Here is a 17,135-nt window from a genome sequence, read left to right as displayed (position 1 = left end):
CGACTAATCGGTTGTGAGAAAACTAAAAATTTATCACGTTAAGAATTAGACGCTTTTATTAACGAAGATTCATACTACTGCTAGCACCTAGCACCTAGCACCTAGCACCTAGCACCTAGCACCTAGCACCTTTTTCTCTTTCCCCTTACAACTTTACCCTTTCCCCTAAGATGTGCATATACGCACAGAAGCTGTTCGTTTTACGCTATTTTCATTATATAAATCCTAAGCTAAGCTGTACTTAGTTTCGTAATTCTCATAGGAAATGAGTATGTTAAAGAATTCAAAGTCAAGTTATGGCTGGGTCGCCATCTTAGTGCACTGGTTAATGGCTCTAGGGGTGTTTGGTTTGTTTGGCTTAGGCGTGTATATGGTTGAGTTAACCTATTATGATGCATGGTACAAAGGCTCTTTGGATTTACATAAAAGCGTGGGTATTACCTTAGCGGCATTATTGTTGTTTCGTTTTGGTTGGCGCTTGTTAGGTACTCAACCTGAGCCTGTTGCTGGTAGCTCAAAGGCAATGAATCATGTTGCTCACTCAGTACATAAACTGATTTATTTAGCTCTAATCGTTATTGTGACATCGGGCTATTTAATCTCTACGGCTGATGGCCGTGCAATTGAAGTATTTAATTTATTTGCTGTACCGGCATTACCCGAGTCGGTCGCGAACCAAGAAGATATTGCAGGTAAAATTCACTTTTATGCCGCGTATGGGCTAATAGCTGTGGTTGTTTTACATGCTTTAGGGGCACTAAAACATCATTTTATCGATAAAGATAAAACCTTAATTAGAATGATCAAACCATTGAAGGATGATTAATATGAAAAAATTACTATTAGGCACAGCACTAAGTGCTGCACTTTTCTCAACAGCTAACGCAAATGCAGCTGACTACGTTATTGATACAGATGGTGCGCACGCATTTGTTACTTTTAAAATTAAGCACTTAGGTTACAGCTGGTTACATGGTCGCTTTAACACCTTCTCAGGTGATTTTAGCTATGACGATAAAGCTCCTAATGCTTCTAAAATCAATGTAACGATTGATACTAAAAGCATCGACTCAAATCATGCCGAGCGTGATAAGCACTTACGTGGTAAAGACTTCTTAAATGTTGATAAATACCCAACTGCAACATTTAAAAGTACATCAATTAAATTTGATGAAGACGGTGATGAAGCGGATGTTACAGGTGAATTTACCTTAAATGGTGTTACTAAAACCATTACTTTTGAAATTGATAAAATTGGTGAAGGTAAAGATCCTTGGGGTGGTTACCGCGTTGGTTTTGAAGGCGAAACTAGCCTAAAACTAGCTGACTATGGTATCGACTACAACCTTGGCCCAGCATCAACACATGTTGATATTGGTTTATTTATTGAAGGTATTCGTAAGTAACAACAGTTTAAATCAGTGCCGCTTAATGGGCGGCACTTTCATTTCTTTTAATTAATCTCTTTTCCAAAATAGGCTGCAAATTATCGGGTAGCCACCTTATCATCACATCGTGAAAAGCCTGAGTATGGGCTATTTTTTCAAGCGTAATATCTAACTGTTTTATATGCTCACTACCTTGTTCGTTATTCGTACAGCCAATATAACCAAGGCTTAAATCGGGCGCCTCTGACAGTGTCAATTGTGTGAGCTCATCTTCAAATCCCATTGAACGAGCTAAATAGTAGTGCTCGCTGGGGTAGCCAAGCAGTATATCAATTCGTTTCTTATTAAGCATGTATGTCAAACTTGCTAAAGTGTCGCGACCGGGTCTTGAGATAATATTGGCATCATGGCTGGTGTTTATAACATTATCTATGTCTTTGCCAAATGAGCGACTCATAGACACTCCAAGAGCAAGGTGCTTATCTGCAAGTAATGTTTTTAATGAAACAGGCTTTGCTGTGTTCAGTTCTAGAGTGTTCACTAACTCTTTTCTAATTGCTATAGAAGGGGATAACCCAACTGTTGATGTATGTTTAGAAAAAACAATATGCTGACGGCGATGCTCACTTTGGTACAAAGATAGCATACAGTAATTATTATATGGATTTGATAGCTCATGCACTGCGCGACTTGCAGGAAAGAGGGAGCGCTTAAAAGTGTAATCAGGCATCGCTTGTTCAAGCAGTTTGATTACGCTCTCATCTCGCCCTGTACCTTCATACTTGTCATTCATGATGTAGTAGGGAGCAAAATCAACCATGATCCACTCAATGACTTTTGGTTGTTCAGTTGCCTGTGAAACAGCACTGCAAAAAAATAACAAAAGCAACCAGAAACGACGCATTGTTACTACCTATAATTAAGTATTGTTAAATCTAAGTTTAGCAGGGATTTAGGTTTGTGATAGTAGGTATGTAGACTATAACGCCAGCATTGTAGCTGGCGTTAATCGGTTGGTTTTAATTGGCTTTTAACCACTTAACAAATTGACGGGCATCACTCGCCTTTTGGAAAATGGCATTTTTCAAGCCCTGCGTGTCACTAAAGATTACACGCTGTTTGTTAACCGAAATTGATTGCACTGGATGTGCGATTTGGATCAAAGATCCATTGTATTTATATGACATAATAAAACTCACTCTTTCTTTTTGTCTGTGTCTGTAGAGCTTTAAAAGGCATTAAAAAATACAGACCGACATTTGTTGTCTTGCATACAGTGTTGACTAAGTTTGTGACAGTTTAGTGATGATTTATAAATTCATCTAAATGTCATTTAGCAACTCGGGTTGCAAGTGATTATACGAATATGCGGGAATTACTGGATCAAGGTAAGGGGTTAACCGCGAGGTTTTTTTAAAACCAGAGGACTAGATTACGTTAAGATTTTTCATAGTGCAAGGTTTATTTTTTAAACACAGCAATTAATTTCTGGATATTTTTTCGAAACAAGTGTAGTGTGAATTGGCACAAAAACAACAATAAATAGGTATGACCATGAATTACCTGTTAGTAACGGATATTTTCGGGAAAACTGCGCATTTAACCCAGCTTGCTCAGCAGCTTCGTGGCAAAACGTGCCTATGTGATCCATATTCGGGTCAAATTCAACTTCCTATTAATGAACAGTTTCAATATCAACACTTTCTGACTCATTGTGGCCATGACGGTTATCTCGAAAAAGTGCATCTGAAAATGTCATCCTTGCGTGAGCCTACAACAATTATCGCGTTTAGTGCTGGAGCAACAGCTGTTTGGCGTGCTCAAGCAGAGTTGAAAAATACAGCGATAAAACGGGTTATTGCTTTTTACCCATCACAAGTGAGAAATCACCTTGAGCTTGAAGCGTCTATTCCATTTAGGTTTATTTTTCCTAAAAAAGAAACGCATTTTGAGCTTGCTCCGGTGGTGTCTGCTTTAAAAGCCAAAGCAGGTGTTCAATGTGATATTACACAATATGAGCATGGGTTTATGAACCCTTTATCAGATAACTTTAATCAACGCGCTTTTCAGTATTTTACAAAACAACTTTTGCTCAGCCATGATTGCGAACAACTCGTGACTAATGCATAAAGACTAGTCTATAGTTATTACTAAACAATATTATAAGTAATAGCTATGACGGACCATTCAAATTACAGCCACTTTTTATCGAACCCTGTTGCTAAACCTCCCTGTCGCATGACGAATGCGCAAATGTATGGTTTTTTTGTTTCAGCATGTGAGCAAAAGATGCAGGCTTATGTTGATACCACATTGAATTTACTGGCTACAGATTCAGTCTCTTTTAATGTATTAGGTAGCAGTTGCTTGCTCACCTTTACTGACATAGAAAAAATCTCCTCTTTGACACCTCCCTTTTCAGAGCATGGGTGGATGCAAGAAACGGATATCATTATTTGGCTTCCCGTAGCAAAAATGGTCAAGGGAGATATTAATCACCTCTATTGGTATCCGGCGTTTATCAGCGTAAATAACATTTATGCTTTAATTAATGGCAGAGAGGCGTGGGGTTACAATAAATATTTATGTGAATATCAAATGCCATCTGCGTTAGATGACGCTGGTCGGTTTGCTATATCCCTTGAATGCTTTGATGTGTTTAAACCTGATTCTAAATTAGCAATGCATGAGTTGCTAACTATTGAGCAAACGGACGCGAGTATCTCTGAAAATTTGCTCGACAACGTTTCACGATTTTCAAAACGCGTTGCTGATTTATTTGACTCTCAAGTTAAAGGTATTGACTTAGCACTGCTAAAACAATTGTTAGAGCGGTTCATTCATCCCCAGATGGATCAAATTTTGTTTAAGCAATTTCCCGATGGAGAGGGTGATAAAGCAGTTTATCAGAGCGTGGTTCATTCACCGTCTGTAATCAAAAAAGTCCATCAGTTAACACTTTTACATAATGATTTTAAGCTTAATGTTAAATCTCTGGCGAGTTTTCCGCTTAATGACATGTTCGGCATAGCACTTGGCAAACAATCTGTTCACTTACCGTTTTACGTCAATATGGATTTTGACCAACTTGGCGCAACTCAAGTTTTACCAGAGTAAAGGATAACCATGCAAAAAGAAAAAATTACTATTGTCGGTGGCGGTGTAGCAGCAATGACCGCAGCAGTTTATCTGACAGAGCAGTCAGACTGGCAGCAACATCGTGAAATAACTGTGTATCAACAGGGCTGGCGCTTAGGAGGCAAGGGCGCAAGTGGTCGTAATAGCCATTTTAGTCAGCGTATTGAAGAGCATGGTTTACATGTGTGGTTTGGTGCTTATGTAAATAGTTTTCGTACCCTTGAAGGAGTATATAACTCACTCAACCGACCTGCTAGTTGTTCGCTGGCAACCTGGCAGCAGGCATTCAAACCGCATAGTTTTATTGCTTTGCAAGAATTCATTGATAACGAATGTCAAACTTGGCCTATTGAGTTTCCAACAGTTGCTGGAAATCCTGCTGATGGCAGCCTTGATATTTCGGTGTGGGATTTTATCACCATGACATTAGCATGGCTCAAAAAATGGACAGAAGGCATTGAGCTAGTGTGTCAGCAGCACCAAACTAAAACAAAATTGGTGACCAAAAAATCACGAGATCAGTCTTTACTTAAGTATATGTACCAAGAGATCAAAACGGATATTGATACGCAGCTTAGTGGGGCAAGGCAATTTATCGATGATATTGAGGCGGGAGCGGCAGAAGTAGTATCAAGCCCTCGCTCATTACTGACGCACTTATTGCAGTTTACTTCGCAGCAAACAACCCACACAAGTAAACAAGCTGATCGCCTCGTTATTTGGTATATCGTTCGCAAGATAAAGCGTTGGTTCAAAGAGCAGATAATTGACTTACTGGATGAAAACGCAGAATTAAGACGACTTTATATCTGCGCTGACTTAGCCATTGCTATGCTCACAGGGCTGATAAAAGATAAAGTCTACCGAGATGGCTTTGGTGTCATTAATTGCTACGATTTTCGTCAGTGGCTTGAAAAAAATGGAGCTAATAAAACTTACAGTGTGAATTCAGCACCGGTACGCGGTTTTTATGATTTAGTGTTTGCTTATCCAAATGGTGATTTTAATAAGCCGAATGTTGAAGCCGGTGTGGCTGCGCTTGCTATGTTACGTATTGGCCTTTGCTATAAAGGCGGTGTAATGTGGAAAATGCAAGCGGGTATGGGCGATGTTATTTTCGCGCCAATTTATGAATTATTAAAACAGCGTGGCGTTAAGTTTAAGTTCTTCCATCAGTTAACTAACTTATCTGCTGGGCAAACTGACCAAGGTGAGCCGCTGGTAAGTGAAATAGAGCTTTGTCAGCAAGTGAGCCTAAAAAATGAAGACTATGAGCCGTTAATTGATGTTAAACAATTACCTTGTTGGCCAAGTGAGCCAATTTACTCACAAATTAATTCTGAACAAGCACACCTTCTGCAAGAGTATCAAATAAACCTTGAGTCTTTTTGGAGTAACTGGCCAGAAGTTTATCAAGAGCATTTTAATACAGCACTGCCATCTATCACTCTTCGTCATGGTATCGACTTTGATACGCTTATTTTAGGTGTGTCGGTTGCTTCACTTGAGCATGTAGCCCCTGAATTACTCGCTGTTGATTATGCGCTCTCTCAGCAAGCAACAAAAGTTCAAAGTGTGGCTACGCAAGCTTGCCAAGTCTGGTTGAATAAAACTAACCAGCAACTGGGTTTTAAAGACACAGTGCCAAGCAATGAGGGGCCTATTTTAAGTGGTTTTGTTGAGCCGTTTGATACCTGGGCTGCGATGGGTAATTTAGTCGATAAAGAAGATTGGCCAAGCGACAGTGGCCCACAAAATATTGCTTATTTTTGTAGTGCATTTAGTTGTGATAGTTACCCTCCTGCAACTGCGCATCAGTTTCCAGAGCAAATGAAGGCAGAAGTCAAACGCAACATGCATAATTTGTTTAGTTCAGATATGCAGGCACTTTGGCCTGATGCGTATGTTGATAACAAATTTGATTGGCAGGTTTTTTATAGTGATCCTCACAGTATTTTACCAGTATCAGAACAGCAGTACTGGCGCGTTAATATAGACCCCAGTGAGCGCTATGTGTTATCTGTGGTTGATTCGAGTAAATACCGCCTTGCAACTGATGGTAGTCAGTTTATCAATTTACGGATCACTGGCGATTGGATAAAAACCGGAGTTAATGCGGGCTGTGTTGAAGCTGCTGTAATGGCTGGTATGCAAACGGCACGTTCTATTTGCGGTCTACCCAAAACGATTAGCGGTGAACATGCGTTTGAAAAAGAATGATCATGCTGATGGCAATTATGGTGTTGATTACAAATAACTAGTCTTTGTTATTTGTATGCGACTTTAATCTTTGTTTTGGTCTATACTAAGCTGGAAATTACAAGAATTTAACAGGTTTCCCTCTTTTAAGGTCAAAATGCGAATGAAGCGTCCTTTTCTTATTGATCCAAAGCTGAAGACACTATCTTGTTCAAGCTTGGTACTCTGTGTCATTGCAAGCGCTGTTGCGCAGGCTGCAGAGACTAGAAAAGACATGGAAGTCATTAGTGTATACGCACAAAAGCGTCCTCAAGCAATTGAAGACGTTAGCGTGGCGGTGAGCCAAGTGAAAGGACAATTACTCAAGAATCAACATATTAAAGATTCAACTGAGATTGGTTTATTCTCACCTAATGTAAAAATAACGCAAAACGCCGCAGAGGGGACACCTCCCGCAGTAAGTATTCGTGGGGTGGGTCTTCTTGACTACAACACCGCAAATACGTCACCTGTTGCCATGTATCTTGATGGTGTGGCTGTTGGCTCCGCCAATAACCAAATTGTGAATTTGTATGATATTGAGCAACTCGAAATTTTACGCGGCCCACAAGGGACTTTATTTGGTCGTAATTCAACGGGTGGTGCTATCCTTATTCGCTCAAATCGACCTGAGCTTGATAGCTATGGATCATTGAGCTTAGGAGTAGCCAATAACAATGGCACGAGCCTCGATGGCGTGTGGAATCAGCAATTAACTGACTCTAGTGCATTACGTGTTGCTGTTAACTATCAAGACTACCAATACTCAACAAAAAATACCTTTGCAGACTCACCAACGGCAGGCATGGAGCAAAAAAATGCCCGTGTATCTTTTTCGTCTGAATGGGATAAGGTTGAGCTTTACCTGCAAGCGCATATTGAAGATTGGGACGGTATTGTCCAGCCTGTAGGGAGTATTGGTGTTGTAGCGAACCCTTTAACCGGTGAACTTTGTTCACCAGCAGACGCGGGGTCAACACGCTGTTTTGATAATTTTGGCTTTAATGATGGTAGTGACGACTTTTTTGAGGTAAGCGTAAATAATGACTCACCTCATAAATCTGATGGCTATGGCTTTATCGCTGAAGTAAATTGGCATGTAAACGAGCAAACTACATTTACTTCATTGTCGAGCTTTAATGATCTACAAAGAAGTCATGCCTTTAATTGCGATGGTTCACCAGCTCGCTTATGCGAAGGGGTACTTGGGTTAGATACCCAAATGTTTAGCCAAGAATTTAGATTGTTAAATGAATTTGCAGATTACACGCTAACGAGTGGTGTTTATTTCGCCGATGAGACGATTGAGCAAGATAATCTAAATGATATTTTGCGTGATTTCCGGGGTATTTTACCGACAAACTTAACCGCGACCTTTATTTACGATAACGAAATCAAGATGCAAAATTTGGCTGTATTTAGCCAAATTGAAGTGCCTGTCGCAGATAGGTGGATGATTACAGCAGGTCTTAGATATGACTATGAATCACTAGAGTATGACTCAATCGCCACATTAAATACCGTGGTTGATGTGAACGATTTAAGTGGTGTGCTGGTGCCATTTTATCGCGTTACTGATGAGCAATCAGATAACGGTTTTACAGGGCAAATTGCGGTTAATTACCGTTATTCTGATGCAAGCAATGTTTATTATCGATTTGCAAATGGCAGTAAAAGTGGCGGCTACAATGGCGGATTCTTATCATCTGAAGAACAAGCAATTTTAGCGAATTACGGTAAAGAGCGCTTGAATGCCCATGAAATTGGCTTAAAGTCGTACTGGCCTAAGCAACAATTAAGAATGAACTGGGCGGCGTTTTATTATGATTACAACGACCAACAAGTGTTTATGAACCAAGCGTCAGAAACACCACAAATGCCGCCTGTGCAATTACTTGAAAATGTTGCTGATTCAATAATCTATGGCCTTGAAACTGAAATTAACTATCAAGCAACTAAGCAATTAGCCATGTTACTTGCTGTGGGTTATATCCCCCATGCAGAATTTGAGGACTATGTTGACCCACTTGGTAATAGCATTACCGATAATCAACTGCCTTTTACCTCTAAATGGAATGTCTCAGCAGGGTTAAAATACGACACTAGCTTAGCGTCGTATCCGTTATCGGCCAACATTATTTACGATTATCAGTCTGAGTTTTATTTTGACCAGAACATGAATCCCTATGCCCGCCAAGAAGGTTTTAGTATTGTTAATGCGCATCTAAAATACGATGTTGATAATTGGTCATTTACTTTGTGGGGCAAAAATTTATTTGATACTGAATACAGTCAGTTAAAGTTCGATTTAAGCTCGTTCCTAGGCATGCTTGAAGACTTTAAAGGAGAAGGGAGACGATATGGTTTTGACGTTTCTTTTCAATTTTAATTACCAGCAGGCTTGTTGTAGTGAAGGAGTCTAGTGAATGCGGTTAAAGCTGTGTATTTGTGGTCTGCTTTTTCTATTGTTATGTTCTTCGGTCTTTGCACAAGAGACATTTGTATACACGAATGTCTCAGCGGAGCAAAACCTGCATGATGTTGGGCAAGTTTTAAGCGCAAATGATAATATGTTTCCGTCGTCAGTGGCTGAGATCTCTAAATGGCGCGCAAATAAAAAGCCACAATCTCGTATTAGCTCAGTCGGAGGCAGTTATTGGCTAATCGTTGAAATAGAAAATCAAAGTGAATTTGAAGATTTAGTACTTTATCCCTACAACACTCTTGTATCAAAAATAGAAAGTCGAATCTACGACATGACTGATCCAAACTCACCGGTTCAGCAGTTTGTTACAGGCGGTGTAAAACCAAATCAATTTGCCTTTCACTATGGTAACCGCTTATCTCTTGAAAAAGATAAACACTATACGCTAATCACTTATTTTGAAAGTGATTACTTTTATACCCCAGCAAAACTGGTGCTAACACCTTATCAAGATTATTTTGAAACCATTACTCTTGAAAATATGATCATGATGCTCTGTTTTGGAGTGGGGATTGCGTTAGGACTTTATAACTTATTAATTTATTTAGTCTCACGTGATGTTACTCACCTTTACTATGCGTTATTTACGGCATCTTGGGTGTTTGCATGGAGTCATTTTTTTCATATATCAGACCAATTGTTTGGCTACTATAACCCGCACCTTCATTGGCTAGGTTTTGCCTTAACACCATTAACCAATATTCTGTTTTACAATAATTTACTCAAATTAAAAGAAACGTTCCCTAAGCTCGCTCAATTATCCTTAACGGTAGGGGTTATTGCGACTTTAGGCATCCCTTTTTGTGTTTTATGGCCAAGCTTTGGTTTTTATTGGGCGACATTAGTTACCGGTGTTGCTTTGTGTTTAGGCTTGTACATTGGTATTCGTTGTATGCTGATTGGCTTTAAGCCGGCACGTTATTTTGTGCTTGCCTATATTGCCATGATGCTACCGAACATGGTCGGGAATTTAACTAATTTAGGCTTGTTGCCAGCCACCTCAATTAATTTGTATTTATTGGGTTTGATAGGCACGGCAATGGACGCTATGTTGCTAGCATTTGCTGTTGCTGACAAGTTTAGGTTATTACATGATGACAACGTAGAGCTAAACAAAAACTTAGAAGAAAAAGTACAATTAAGAACCTTAGAGCTTGAAGAGTTGGCTGATGAATTACGAGATGCCAATGAAGCCAAAAGTCGCTTTTTGGCAAATATCAGCCACGAAATTCGTACCCCAATGACCTCAATAATTGGCTATGCAGACGGCATTATGCTTGGTGATATCAAGCCTCATGAGCGTAATCATGGTATTGGCGTTATTTTACAAAATAGTCGCCATGTTCTTGGGTTAATAAACGATATACTCGATATGTCAAAAATTGAGGCAAACAAGCTAGAGATTGATTTAGTCGAAACAGATTTGTTTGCCACCATTGCCAATATTGAGTCGTTGATCGGTAAGCAAATACGCGATAAAGGCTTAAAATTCAGTGTGGATTATCAGTTTCCACTTCCAGATTATATTATTACTGATCCAAGTCGTTTACGACAAATCCTGTTAAATTTAACTACCAATGCACTTAAATTCACACAAGTCGGCCGAATAACACTTACGGTTAGTTGTGAAAATGACGTGCTTTCGATCAGTGTAAAAGACACAGGTATCGGCATGACAGATAAAGAGCAGCAAGCTTTATTCAGTGCTTTTTATCAGGCTGATTCAAGTATTTCTCGCCAGTATGGCGGTACCGGGCTTGGTTTAAATATTTCAAAAAGTCTTGCTAAGAAGCTTGATGGGGATATCTTTGTTAAAAGCAATGTCGGTTCTGGCAGTGAGTTTATTTTTTCTATGTCAGTTTACACTACCGATAATACTCGCTGGCTTAATGATATGAGTGAAGTTAGGCTCGTTGAAACCTCACCGTTTAGTAAGCTTGATGCACCAGAGAACTTAAAGGGCAGAGTATTACTTGCCGAAGACCACCCAGACAACCGACGTTTAATTGCAAGAATATTAGAGCGAATGGGCTTAACAGTGACCACTGTCGAAAATGGCAAAGACGCTGTGCAAGCGACCCTAGAAGACAGCTTTGACCTTATTCTACTGGATATTCAAATGCCGATTATGGACGGTCAAGAAGCATTAAAAATGATGCAGGCAACAGGTGTTACTGCACCTATCATTGCCCTAACAGCCAATACTATGAAACATGAAGTCACCCGTTATATGAAACAAGGCTTTAATGATTTAATAGCCAAACCAATCGACAGAAATGGCTTTAGCCACAAAATTGCCAGCTATTTAGATTGTGATGAATTGGCAGACATCAAGTTGCCCGAAAAAGAATTTCAGGCCCTCAAAGATGACTATATTAAAGGCCTTGAAAGCCAGTATGTAGAAATGCGTGAACAGTACAAAAACATGGATATCGATGGTTTAAGTAGAAATGTGCATATGTTAAAAGGCGCAGCCAATATGTTCGAATGTGAAAAGCTTTATGTTAAGGCCGTTGCCGTAGATACTGCGCTGAAAAACGACACCGTCACGATTGATACACAACTTATCGCCTCGTTGTTCTGCGCTATGGAAGATGAAATAGCCAATGTCATTCACTAATAATTGATACATCAATTAGTTGAATGCTCGTTATTTCGCTATGAGCACAGACAAATTAGCTATTTCTTGATACTAATAATGTTAAAACATATTGCTTGGAAAGTTTGATGCAGTATCAACACATTTCGGTGCCAGCAAAGGGCGCACAAATTACTATCGATAGTAAAGGGCGATGGCATATTCCTGACAATCCGGTTATTGCTTATATTGAAGGCGATGGTGTTGGCCAAGATATTTCTCCTGTAATGCGTAATATTGTCGACGCTGCGGTGAGTCATGCTTATCAAGGTGATAAACAAATACATTGGATGGAAGTGTTCAATGGCGAAAAAGCTGCTGCGCTTTACGATGGTGATTGGTTCCCGCAAGAAACCTTACATGCTGTCAGGCAATATAAAATTGCTATCAAAGGGCCGTTAACTACTCCTCTTGGTGGTGGTTTTCGTTCTTTAAATGTGGCTCTTCGTCATGAGATGGATTTATTCGTTAACATGCGGCCCATTCGTAGTTATCCACACTTACCATCACCTTTAAAAGAACCAGAAAAAACCAATATCACTGTAATACGCGACAGCTCTGAAGACGTTTACTCGGGCATTGAGTGGCAGGCTGGCAGTATTGATAACGAGCGTATGCTTGATTTTTTGTGTCAAGAAATGGGTGTTACCCGACTTCGTTTTGATAATCAATGCGGCATTGGCATTAAAAATAGCTCGAAAGAGGCGGCAGAACGCTTGATGCGTTACGCGCTCAACTTTGCCCTTAAAGAGCGCAGTGAATCACTGACGGTGGTGCACAAAGGCAATGTACTTAAATTTACCGATGGCGCATTTAAACGTTGGGCATTTGCCCTAGCTGAGCAAGAGTTTAACGCTATAGCGCATGAAAATGGTCGTTGGTTAGTGATCAAACGTGACGAGCAAGATGATTTAATCATCAAAGAAGTGATTGCCGATAACATGCTACAACAAGCGCTGCTCACCCCAGAGCAATTTGATGTGGTGGTAACAACCAATCAAAACGGCGATTACTTAGCTGATATGCTAACCGCACAAGTCGGTGGCGTGGGTATTATGCCTGCGGCAAACTTAAATAATGAAGTGGCCTTTTTTGAACCGACTCATGGCACATTTAATCGCATTGCCGGGGAAGACAGTGCAAATCCAACAAGCAGTATTTTAAGTGCGGTCATGATGCTACGTTTTATGGGCTGGCACGAAGCGGCGAATAAAATAGAAAAAGCTCTAGAGCAGACGCTTAGCGCAAGTGAAATGACGTTTGATTTGGCTAACCTAGTAGCCGATGCGACGATGCTTAGTTGCAGTGATTTTGCAAAAAGCATCATCGCGCGAATAAGTAACTCAAATAATGAACCATATTAAGCGGCATTGGCGCTTTTAACTGCGTAGACACATGGTTTACCTGTTAACTGTGCTGCACGTTGGTAAATGTGCTCTGCACCTGGTTCGTTACTTGTTATGCCTGTTAATGTGTCCATTAACGCTACCACTAAAATTGCCGGTACTTGGCAACAGTATTCATCGAGTACTGCGGTTGTAGTTTGCGCATCTACATGACAATGCGGGTGAGTACGTACTGTGCTATATGCTTTTAACAGTGTGTCTGCTTGTAAAACATCATCATCTTGATGTTTGGTTTTACGGCATTGGCAGCCAAACTCATCAACCATTGTTGCCAGTGTTTGGTAAATTTCTTCGCAAGCTAAATCGCTTTTTTTACAAAGCTGCTGCTCGATGAATGAGTGTAATTGACCATTGATGTAAAGGCCGTCCTGTTGAGTGAATTGCGCTGAAGTTTCCATAATCATTTTCTCTTTGTTTATGTGCTTAACTTCACTCTAGCCCTTCACTCATTATTTATGAAATTGTTGTTTTCAATAACTGATATTGATTTTATCAATATTATGTTGTTTTTAGCGATCAGCCACCGTACCGGCAAAGGCAAGTAGCTCTCTGCGCAGCCACTGGTGCGGGTTTGCGTGATGTAACAAAGGGCTCCATAACATTTTCACTTCAATAGGAACTATTTGAAATGGCACTGGACTTATCACCAAATCAGTGTGTTTTGCTAATAACATGGCTTGGCGGCGAGGGAGTGTGGCGATAAGTTTTGGTGATTGGCACAGCAAGCTTGCCACCATGTAATGGCGGGTGAATACACGAATATTGCGGGTTTGTTCTAGTTGCCATAAGGCCTCATCGACCCAGCCGAGTTTTTGGCTGCCTGATTTATTCGTCACGGCCGCTTCTACGCCCCAACCAGCCCGATTCACCCAAATGTGCTCTTGTGCAAGGTAGCCTTGGAGGTTTTGCTGTTGTAAATAAGGGTTGTCTGGGTGTGTTAAGCAGCAGTAATTGTCGCGCCACACACTGGCTTGATGGAATGAGCGGGGCAGGCCGTTAAAGCGGTTAATAGCAAGGTCGATGGTGCCTTTTTCCATATCCTGAAGGTTAACATCGCTTGGGCTCAAAATATCAAAATTAAGCCCCGGATTTTTTGCTAGCTGCTGGGTAATAAACGGCGCAATAAGCGTTGATTCTAAGTAGTCGTTTGCCATGATGCGAAACGTAATATTTGCGGTGCTCGGGTCGAAGACCTCACTTGGCTGAGTAATTTCTTCGGCCATTTTTAACAGTGATTCTATTTCGGGTTTAAGGCTGAGCGCTTTTGCGGTTGGCGTCATTGTGCCAGCGGCTCTCACTAATAATGGATCATCAAACAAATCACGTAAACGCTTAAGGGCGTTACTCATTGCAGGTTGAGTCAAAGCCAGTTTATTGGCGGCTTTAGACACACTTTGTTCATCAATGAGGACATTTAAATACACCAATAGGTTGAGGTCGACGTGCCTAATATTCATTTGATCAATCTTATTTATTATCTTTATTAATTACCTAAATTAAAGCGCGCTTGCTATTGTGTGTAAACAAGGCAACTAAAATAATCAGCATAAGCGATAAAAATAATGCCACAGCAGAGTTCAAATTTGGCTGTTAAATCACACAGCGAACAGTTAAATCAGGTCGTAGCGACTAAGCTTGCCCGTGCGGTGTATGCTGGCTTTGAGGCTATGTTTGCAGAGTTTTTAAATATTACCCTCGGTGCGCAAAGTCGCTTTGAACAGCGCCAGTGGCATCAAGTTCAAGGGGCTATGAAATCGCGATTGCAGGTTTACGAGGGGCAAGTCAAAAAGGTAAGCCAAGCGGTAAAAATTATTGCTTATAGTGAAGTGGACGACCCAGCGCTTTGGCTATTAGCCAAACAAATATACGCAGAGATGGTGCAAAGCCACGAAAATCAGCCCATTGCTCATACGTTTTTTAATTCAACCTTCGGTGCAATCTGGGACTCTCGAAAAATCCGCAATGTGCACTTGTTTGTACTAAAAGCGCGCTATCAATTGGGGCCAAGGCCCTTTGATTCATTGGTTAGCCGTATTTCCCTGCAAAATGGCTTTGAAACTGCCATCAGCAGCTTGATCAAACGTCATGTGTTTCGCTCACAATACGCTAACTTTGCTGATGATGTTGCCATGTTACAGCGCACCTTGATTGCTGGAGCAAAACAGCAATGCCCACAAGTTTATGAGCTGCTTGCTCTTAACGATGGCTATATTGAATACGCTAATTCATTGTTTTTTAGAAATAAAGCCTGTTACATCATAGGTCGCTGTATTGCGAAAAATGGCGATAACATGCCATTTGCGATTGCGCTATTAAACAGTGAAAAAGGTCTGCACATTGATGCTGTGATGATGGGAGCTGATCAACTAAGCTTGTTGTTTGGCTTTGCGCGTACATATTTTATGGTCGATACTGACCAACCCGCCCGATACGTTGATTACCTCAGTGTTTTAATGCCTCATAAGCAACGCTTTGAGTTGTTTAATGCCATAGGCTTTATCAAACACGCGAAAACCGAGTTTTATCGTTACAAAGTTGATACTACGCGTAATAGCCCCGTTGATGATAAATACACACTTGCGCCGGGGACGCCGGGCATGGTGATGCTGGTATTTACCACCCCAGGCTCAGATTATGTGTACAAGGTCATTAAAGATAAATTTAGCGCACCAAAAACGGCTACCAAACAGCAGGTGATGGCTAAATACGACTTTGTTAAACAAGCCGACCGAGTAGGCCGGCTAGTTGATACCCATGAATTTCGTTATTTAGCATTTGATTTAAGCCGATTTAGTGAAGAGCTTATAGAAACAATGCAGCAGCAAATTGCTGATAGCCTAGTGATTTCGGGAAATGCACTTATTTTGCGCCATGTGTATGTAGAGCGCAAAATGACACCGCTTAATTTGTACATCAACGACTGTGATGAGCGAAAACTGCAGCAAGTTATGGTTGATTACGGTAAGGCAATAAAAGAGCTCGCGGGGGCTAATATCTTTCCCGGTGATATGCTGATGAAAAACTTTGGTGTAACCCGTTGGGGAAGAGTGGTGTTCTATGACTACGATGAAATTTGCCCTTTGACAGAGTGTCAATTTAGAGAGCTGCCAAAAACCGAGGATTCATTGGATGAACTCAGTAGCGAGAGCTACTTCGATATTGCCGAAAACGACATATTTCCGAGCCAGTTTAAAATCTTTTTTAGCGCCAATAAGCGGGCGTTTGAGCACTTTAATGCAGCCCATCAAGATATATTTACAGCTACTATGTGGCAGCAACTCCAAGCGGCTATAAACGATGGGCAATTGCTTGATGTATATCCTTATAAACAGTCTTGGCGTTTTTCTTCGATGAGAGCTCAAATGAAAAAATCTCACTCTACAACTGTTTAATAGGAACATAGTGTTAGCGTATGCTGTTTAAAAAGCTAAGGAACGCACTATGAAAAACACACTGTTTTTATCGAGTTTATTTATTTCGTCCATGGTAAGCGCCAATCCGTTACTGGGTAGTTGGCAATTTGTTGAAGGTAAATATGCGACCAATGACGGCTATGTGACGGCAAAAGCGCCAGAAATAACCTCAGTTAAACTGATTACGCCCAGTCATTTTAGTTATATCACTCAAAAGCAAGGCAACTTTCATTATGCTGGTGGCGGCAAATATGTTTTGCAAGACCAGCAATTTATCGAAACTTTTTCCTATGGTAATGTACCTTCATTACTTGGCAAGACTATGGCATTTGATTACAAAATAGAAGGTGACTTGTGGCACCACACCTTGTATGAAAATGGCAAATTAGTCGAAGCTGAGGTCTGGCAACGAATTAAATAGAAGGTGAT

14 protein-coding genes are annotated in these 17,135 nt (G+C 40.6%); 10 read left to right on the top strand and 4 right to left on the bottom strand.

What is annotated here, in order from left to right; genetic code table 11:
* Window positions 1-271: 271 nt before the first annotated feature.
* Window positions 272-826 (top strand): cytochrome b, encoded by a 555-nt coding sequence (locus L1264_RS07110; protein ID WP_063529650.1) that lies wholly within the window; start codon window positions 272-274, stop codon window positions 824-826.
* A 1-nt stretch (window position 827) separates the two neighbouring features.
* On the top strand, window positions 828-1,406 hold the full coding sequence (locus L1264_RS07105) for a YceI family protein (RefSeq protein ID WP_135925208.1): 579 nt from the start codon (window positions 828-830) through the stop codon (window positions 1,404-1,406).
* A gap of 22 nt (window positions 1,407-1,428) precedes the next feature.
* On the opposite strand, the gene L1264_RS07100 is transcribed toward L1264_RS07105, so the two are convergent.
* Both L1264_RS07100 and L1264_RS07095 read right to left on the bottom strand, forming a co-directional pair.
* A complete protein-coding gene (locus L1264_RS07100) occupies window positions 1,429-2,292 on the bottom strand; it encodes a TIGR02285 family protein (protein ID WP_135925206.1) in 864 nt (287 codons plus the stop codon).
* 115 nt (window positions 2,293-2,407) lie between these two features.
* Window positions 2,408-2,575, bottom strand: coding sequence for a hypothetical protein (locus L1264_RS07095; RefSeq protein WP_165381452.1), 168 nt, complete (start codon window positions 2,573-2,575; stop codon window positions 2,408-2,410).
* A 367-nt stretch (window positions 2,576-2,942) separates the two neighbouring features.
* Between L1264_RS07095 and L1264_RS07090 the strand changes: the two genes are divergently transcribed.
* The 6 genes from L1264_RS07090 (at window position 2,943) to icd (ending at window position 13,251) form a co-directional block, all read left to right on the top strand.
* Window positions 2,943-3,518 (top strand): dienelactone hydrolase family protein, encoded by a 576-nt coding sequence (locus tag L1264_RS07090; RefSeq protein ID WP_168246738.1) that lies wholly within the window; start codon window positions 2,943-2,945, stop codon window positions 3,516-3,518.
* A 123-nt stretch (window positions 3,519-3,641) separates the two neighbouring features.
* Entirely contained in the window at window positions 3,642-4,505 is an 864-nt protein-coding gene (locus L1264_RS07085) for an acetoacetate decarboxylase (RefSeq protein WP_235403838.1), read from the top strand.
* A 9-nt stretch (window positions 4,506-4,514) separates the two neighbouring features.
* A complete protein-coding gene (locus tag L1264_RS07080; RefSeq protein ID WP_199526726.1) occupies window positions 4,515-6,746 on the top strand; it encodes an NAD(P)-binding protein in 2,232 nt (743 codons plus the stop codon).
* A gap of 142 nt (window positions 6,747-6,888) precedes the next feature.
* The gene (locus L1264_RS07075; RefSeq protein WP_235403837.1) at window positions 6,889-9,153 is read left to right on the top strand and encodes a TonB-dependent receptor; all 2,265 of its coding nucleotides are present in this window, start codon (window positions 6,889-6,891) and stop codon (window positions 9,151-9,153) included.
* A gap of 37 nt (window positions 9,154-9,190) precedes the next feature.
* A complete protein-coding gene (locus L1264_RS07070) occupies window positions 9,191-11,869 on the top strand; it encodes a 7TM diverse intracellular signaling domain-containing protein (RefSeq protein WP_199526724.1) in 2,679 nt (892 codons plus the stop codon).
* A gap of 107 nt (window positions 11,870-11,976) precedes the next feature.
* A complete protein-coding gene (gene icd, locus L1264_RS07065) occupies window positions 11,977-13,251 on the top strand; it encodes an NADP-dependent isocitrate dehydrogenase (protein ID WP_135925193.1) in 1,275 nt (424 codons plus the stop codon).
* On the opposite strand, the gene L1264_RS07060 is transcribed toward icd, so the two are convergent.
* Window positions 13,248-13,691: a hypothetical protein gene (locus L1264_RS07060; protein WP_135925191.1), complete on the bottom strand. Its 444-nt coding sequence runs from the start codon at window positions 13,689-13,691 to the stop codon at window positions 13,248-13,250. The two genes, icd and L1264_RS07060, sit on opposite strands and share 4 nt — an antisense overlap.
* Before the next feature lie 111 nt (window positions 13,692-13,802).
* Window positions 13,803-14,750: a LysR family transcriptional regulator gene (locus L1264_RS07055; protein ID WP_135925188.1), complete on the bottom strand. Its 948-nt coding sequence runs from the start codon at window positions 14,748-14,750 to the stop codon at window positions 13,803-13,805.
* Window positions 14,751-14,855: 105 nt separating this feature from the next.
* On the opposite strand from L1264_RS07055, the gene aceK reads away from it, so the two are divergent.
* A complete protein-coding gene (aceK, locus tag L1264_RS07050; RefSeq protein WP_135925186.1) occupies window positions 14,856-16,685 on the top strand; it encodes a bifunctional isocitrate dehydrogenase kinase/phosphatase in 1,830 nt (609 codons plus the stop codon).
* Window positions 16,686-16,734: 49 nt separating this feature from the next.
* The gene (locus L1264_RS07045; RefSeq protein WP_199526723.1) at window positions 16,735-17,127 is read left to right on the top strand and encodes a hypothetical protein; all 393 of its coding nucleotides are present in this window, start codon (window positions 16,735-16,737) and stop codon (window positions 17,125-17,127) included.
* The last annotated feature ends 8 nt before the right edge of the window (window positions 17,128-17,135 follow it).

The organism is Pseudoalteromonas sp. APAL1 (assembly GCF_021532475.1).
In the GTDB taxonomy this organism is placed as follows: domain Bacteria; phylum Pseudomonadota; class Gammaproteobacteria; order Enterobacterales; family Alteromonadaceae; genus Pseudoalteromonas; species Pseudoalteromonas lipolytica_C.
Note: the sequence above shows the minus strand (reverse complement) of the source record. Positions and strands in the feature narration are given on the sequence as shown.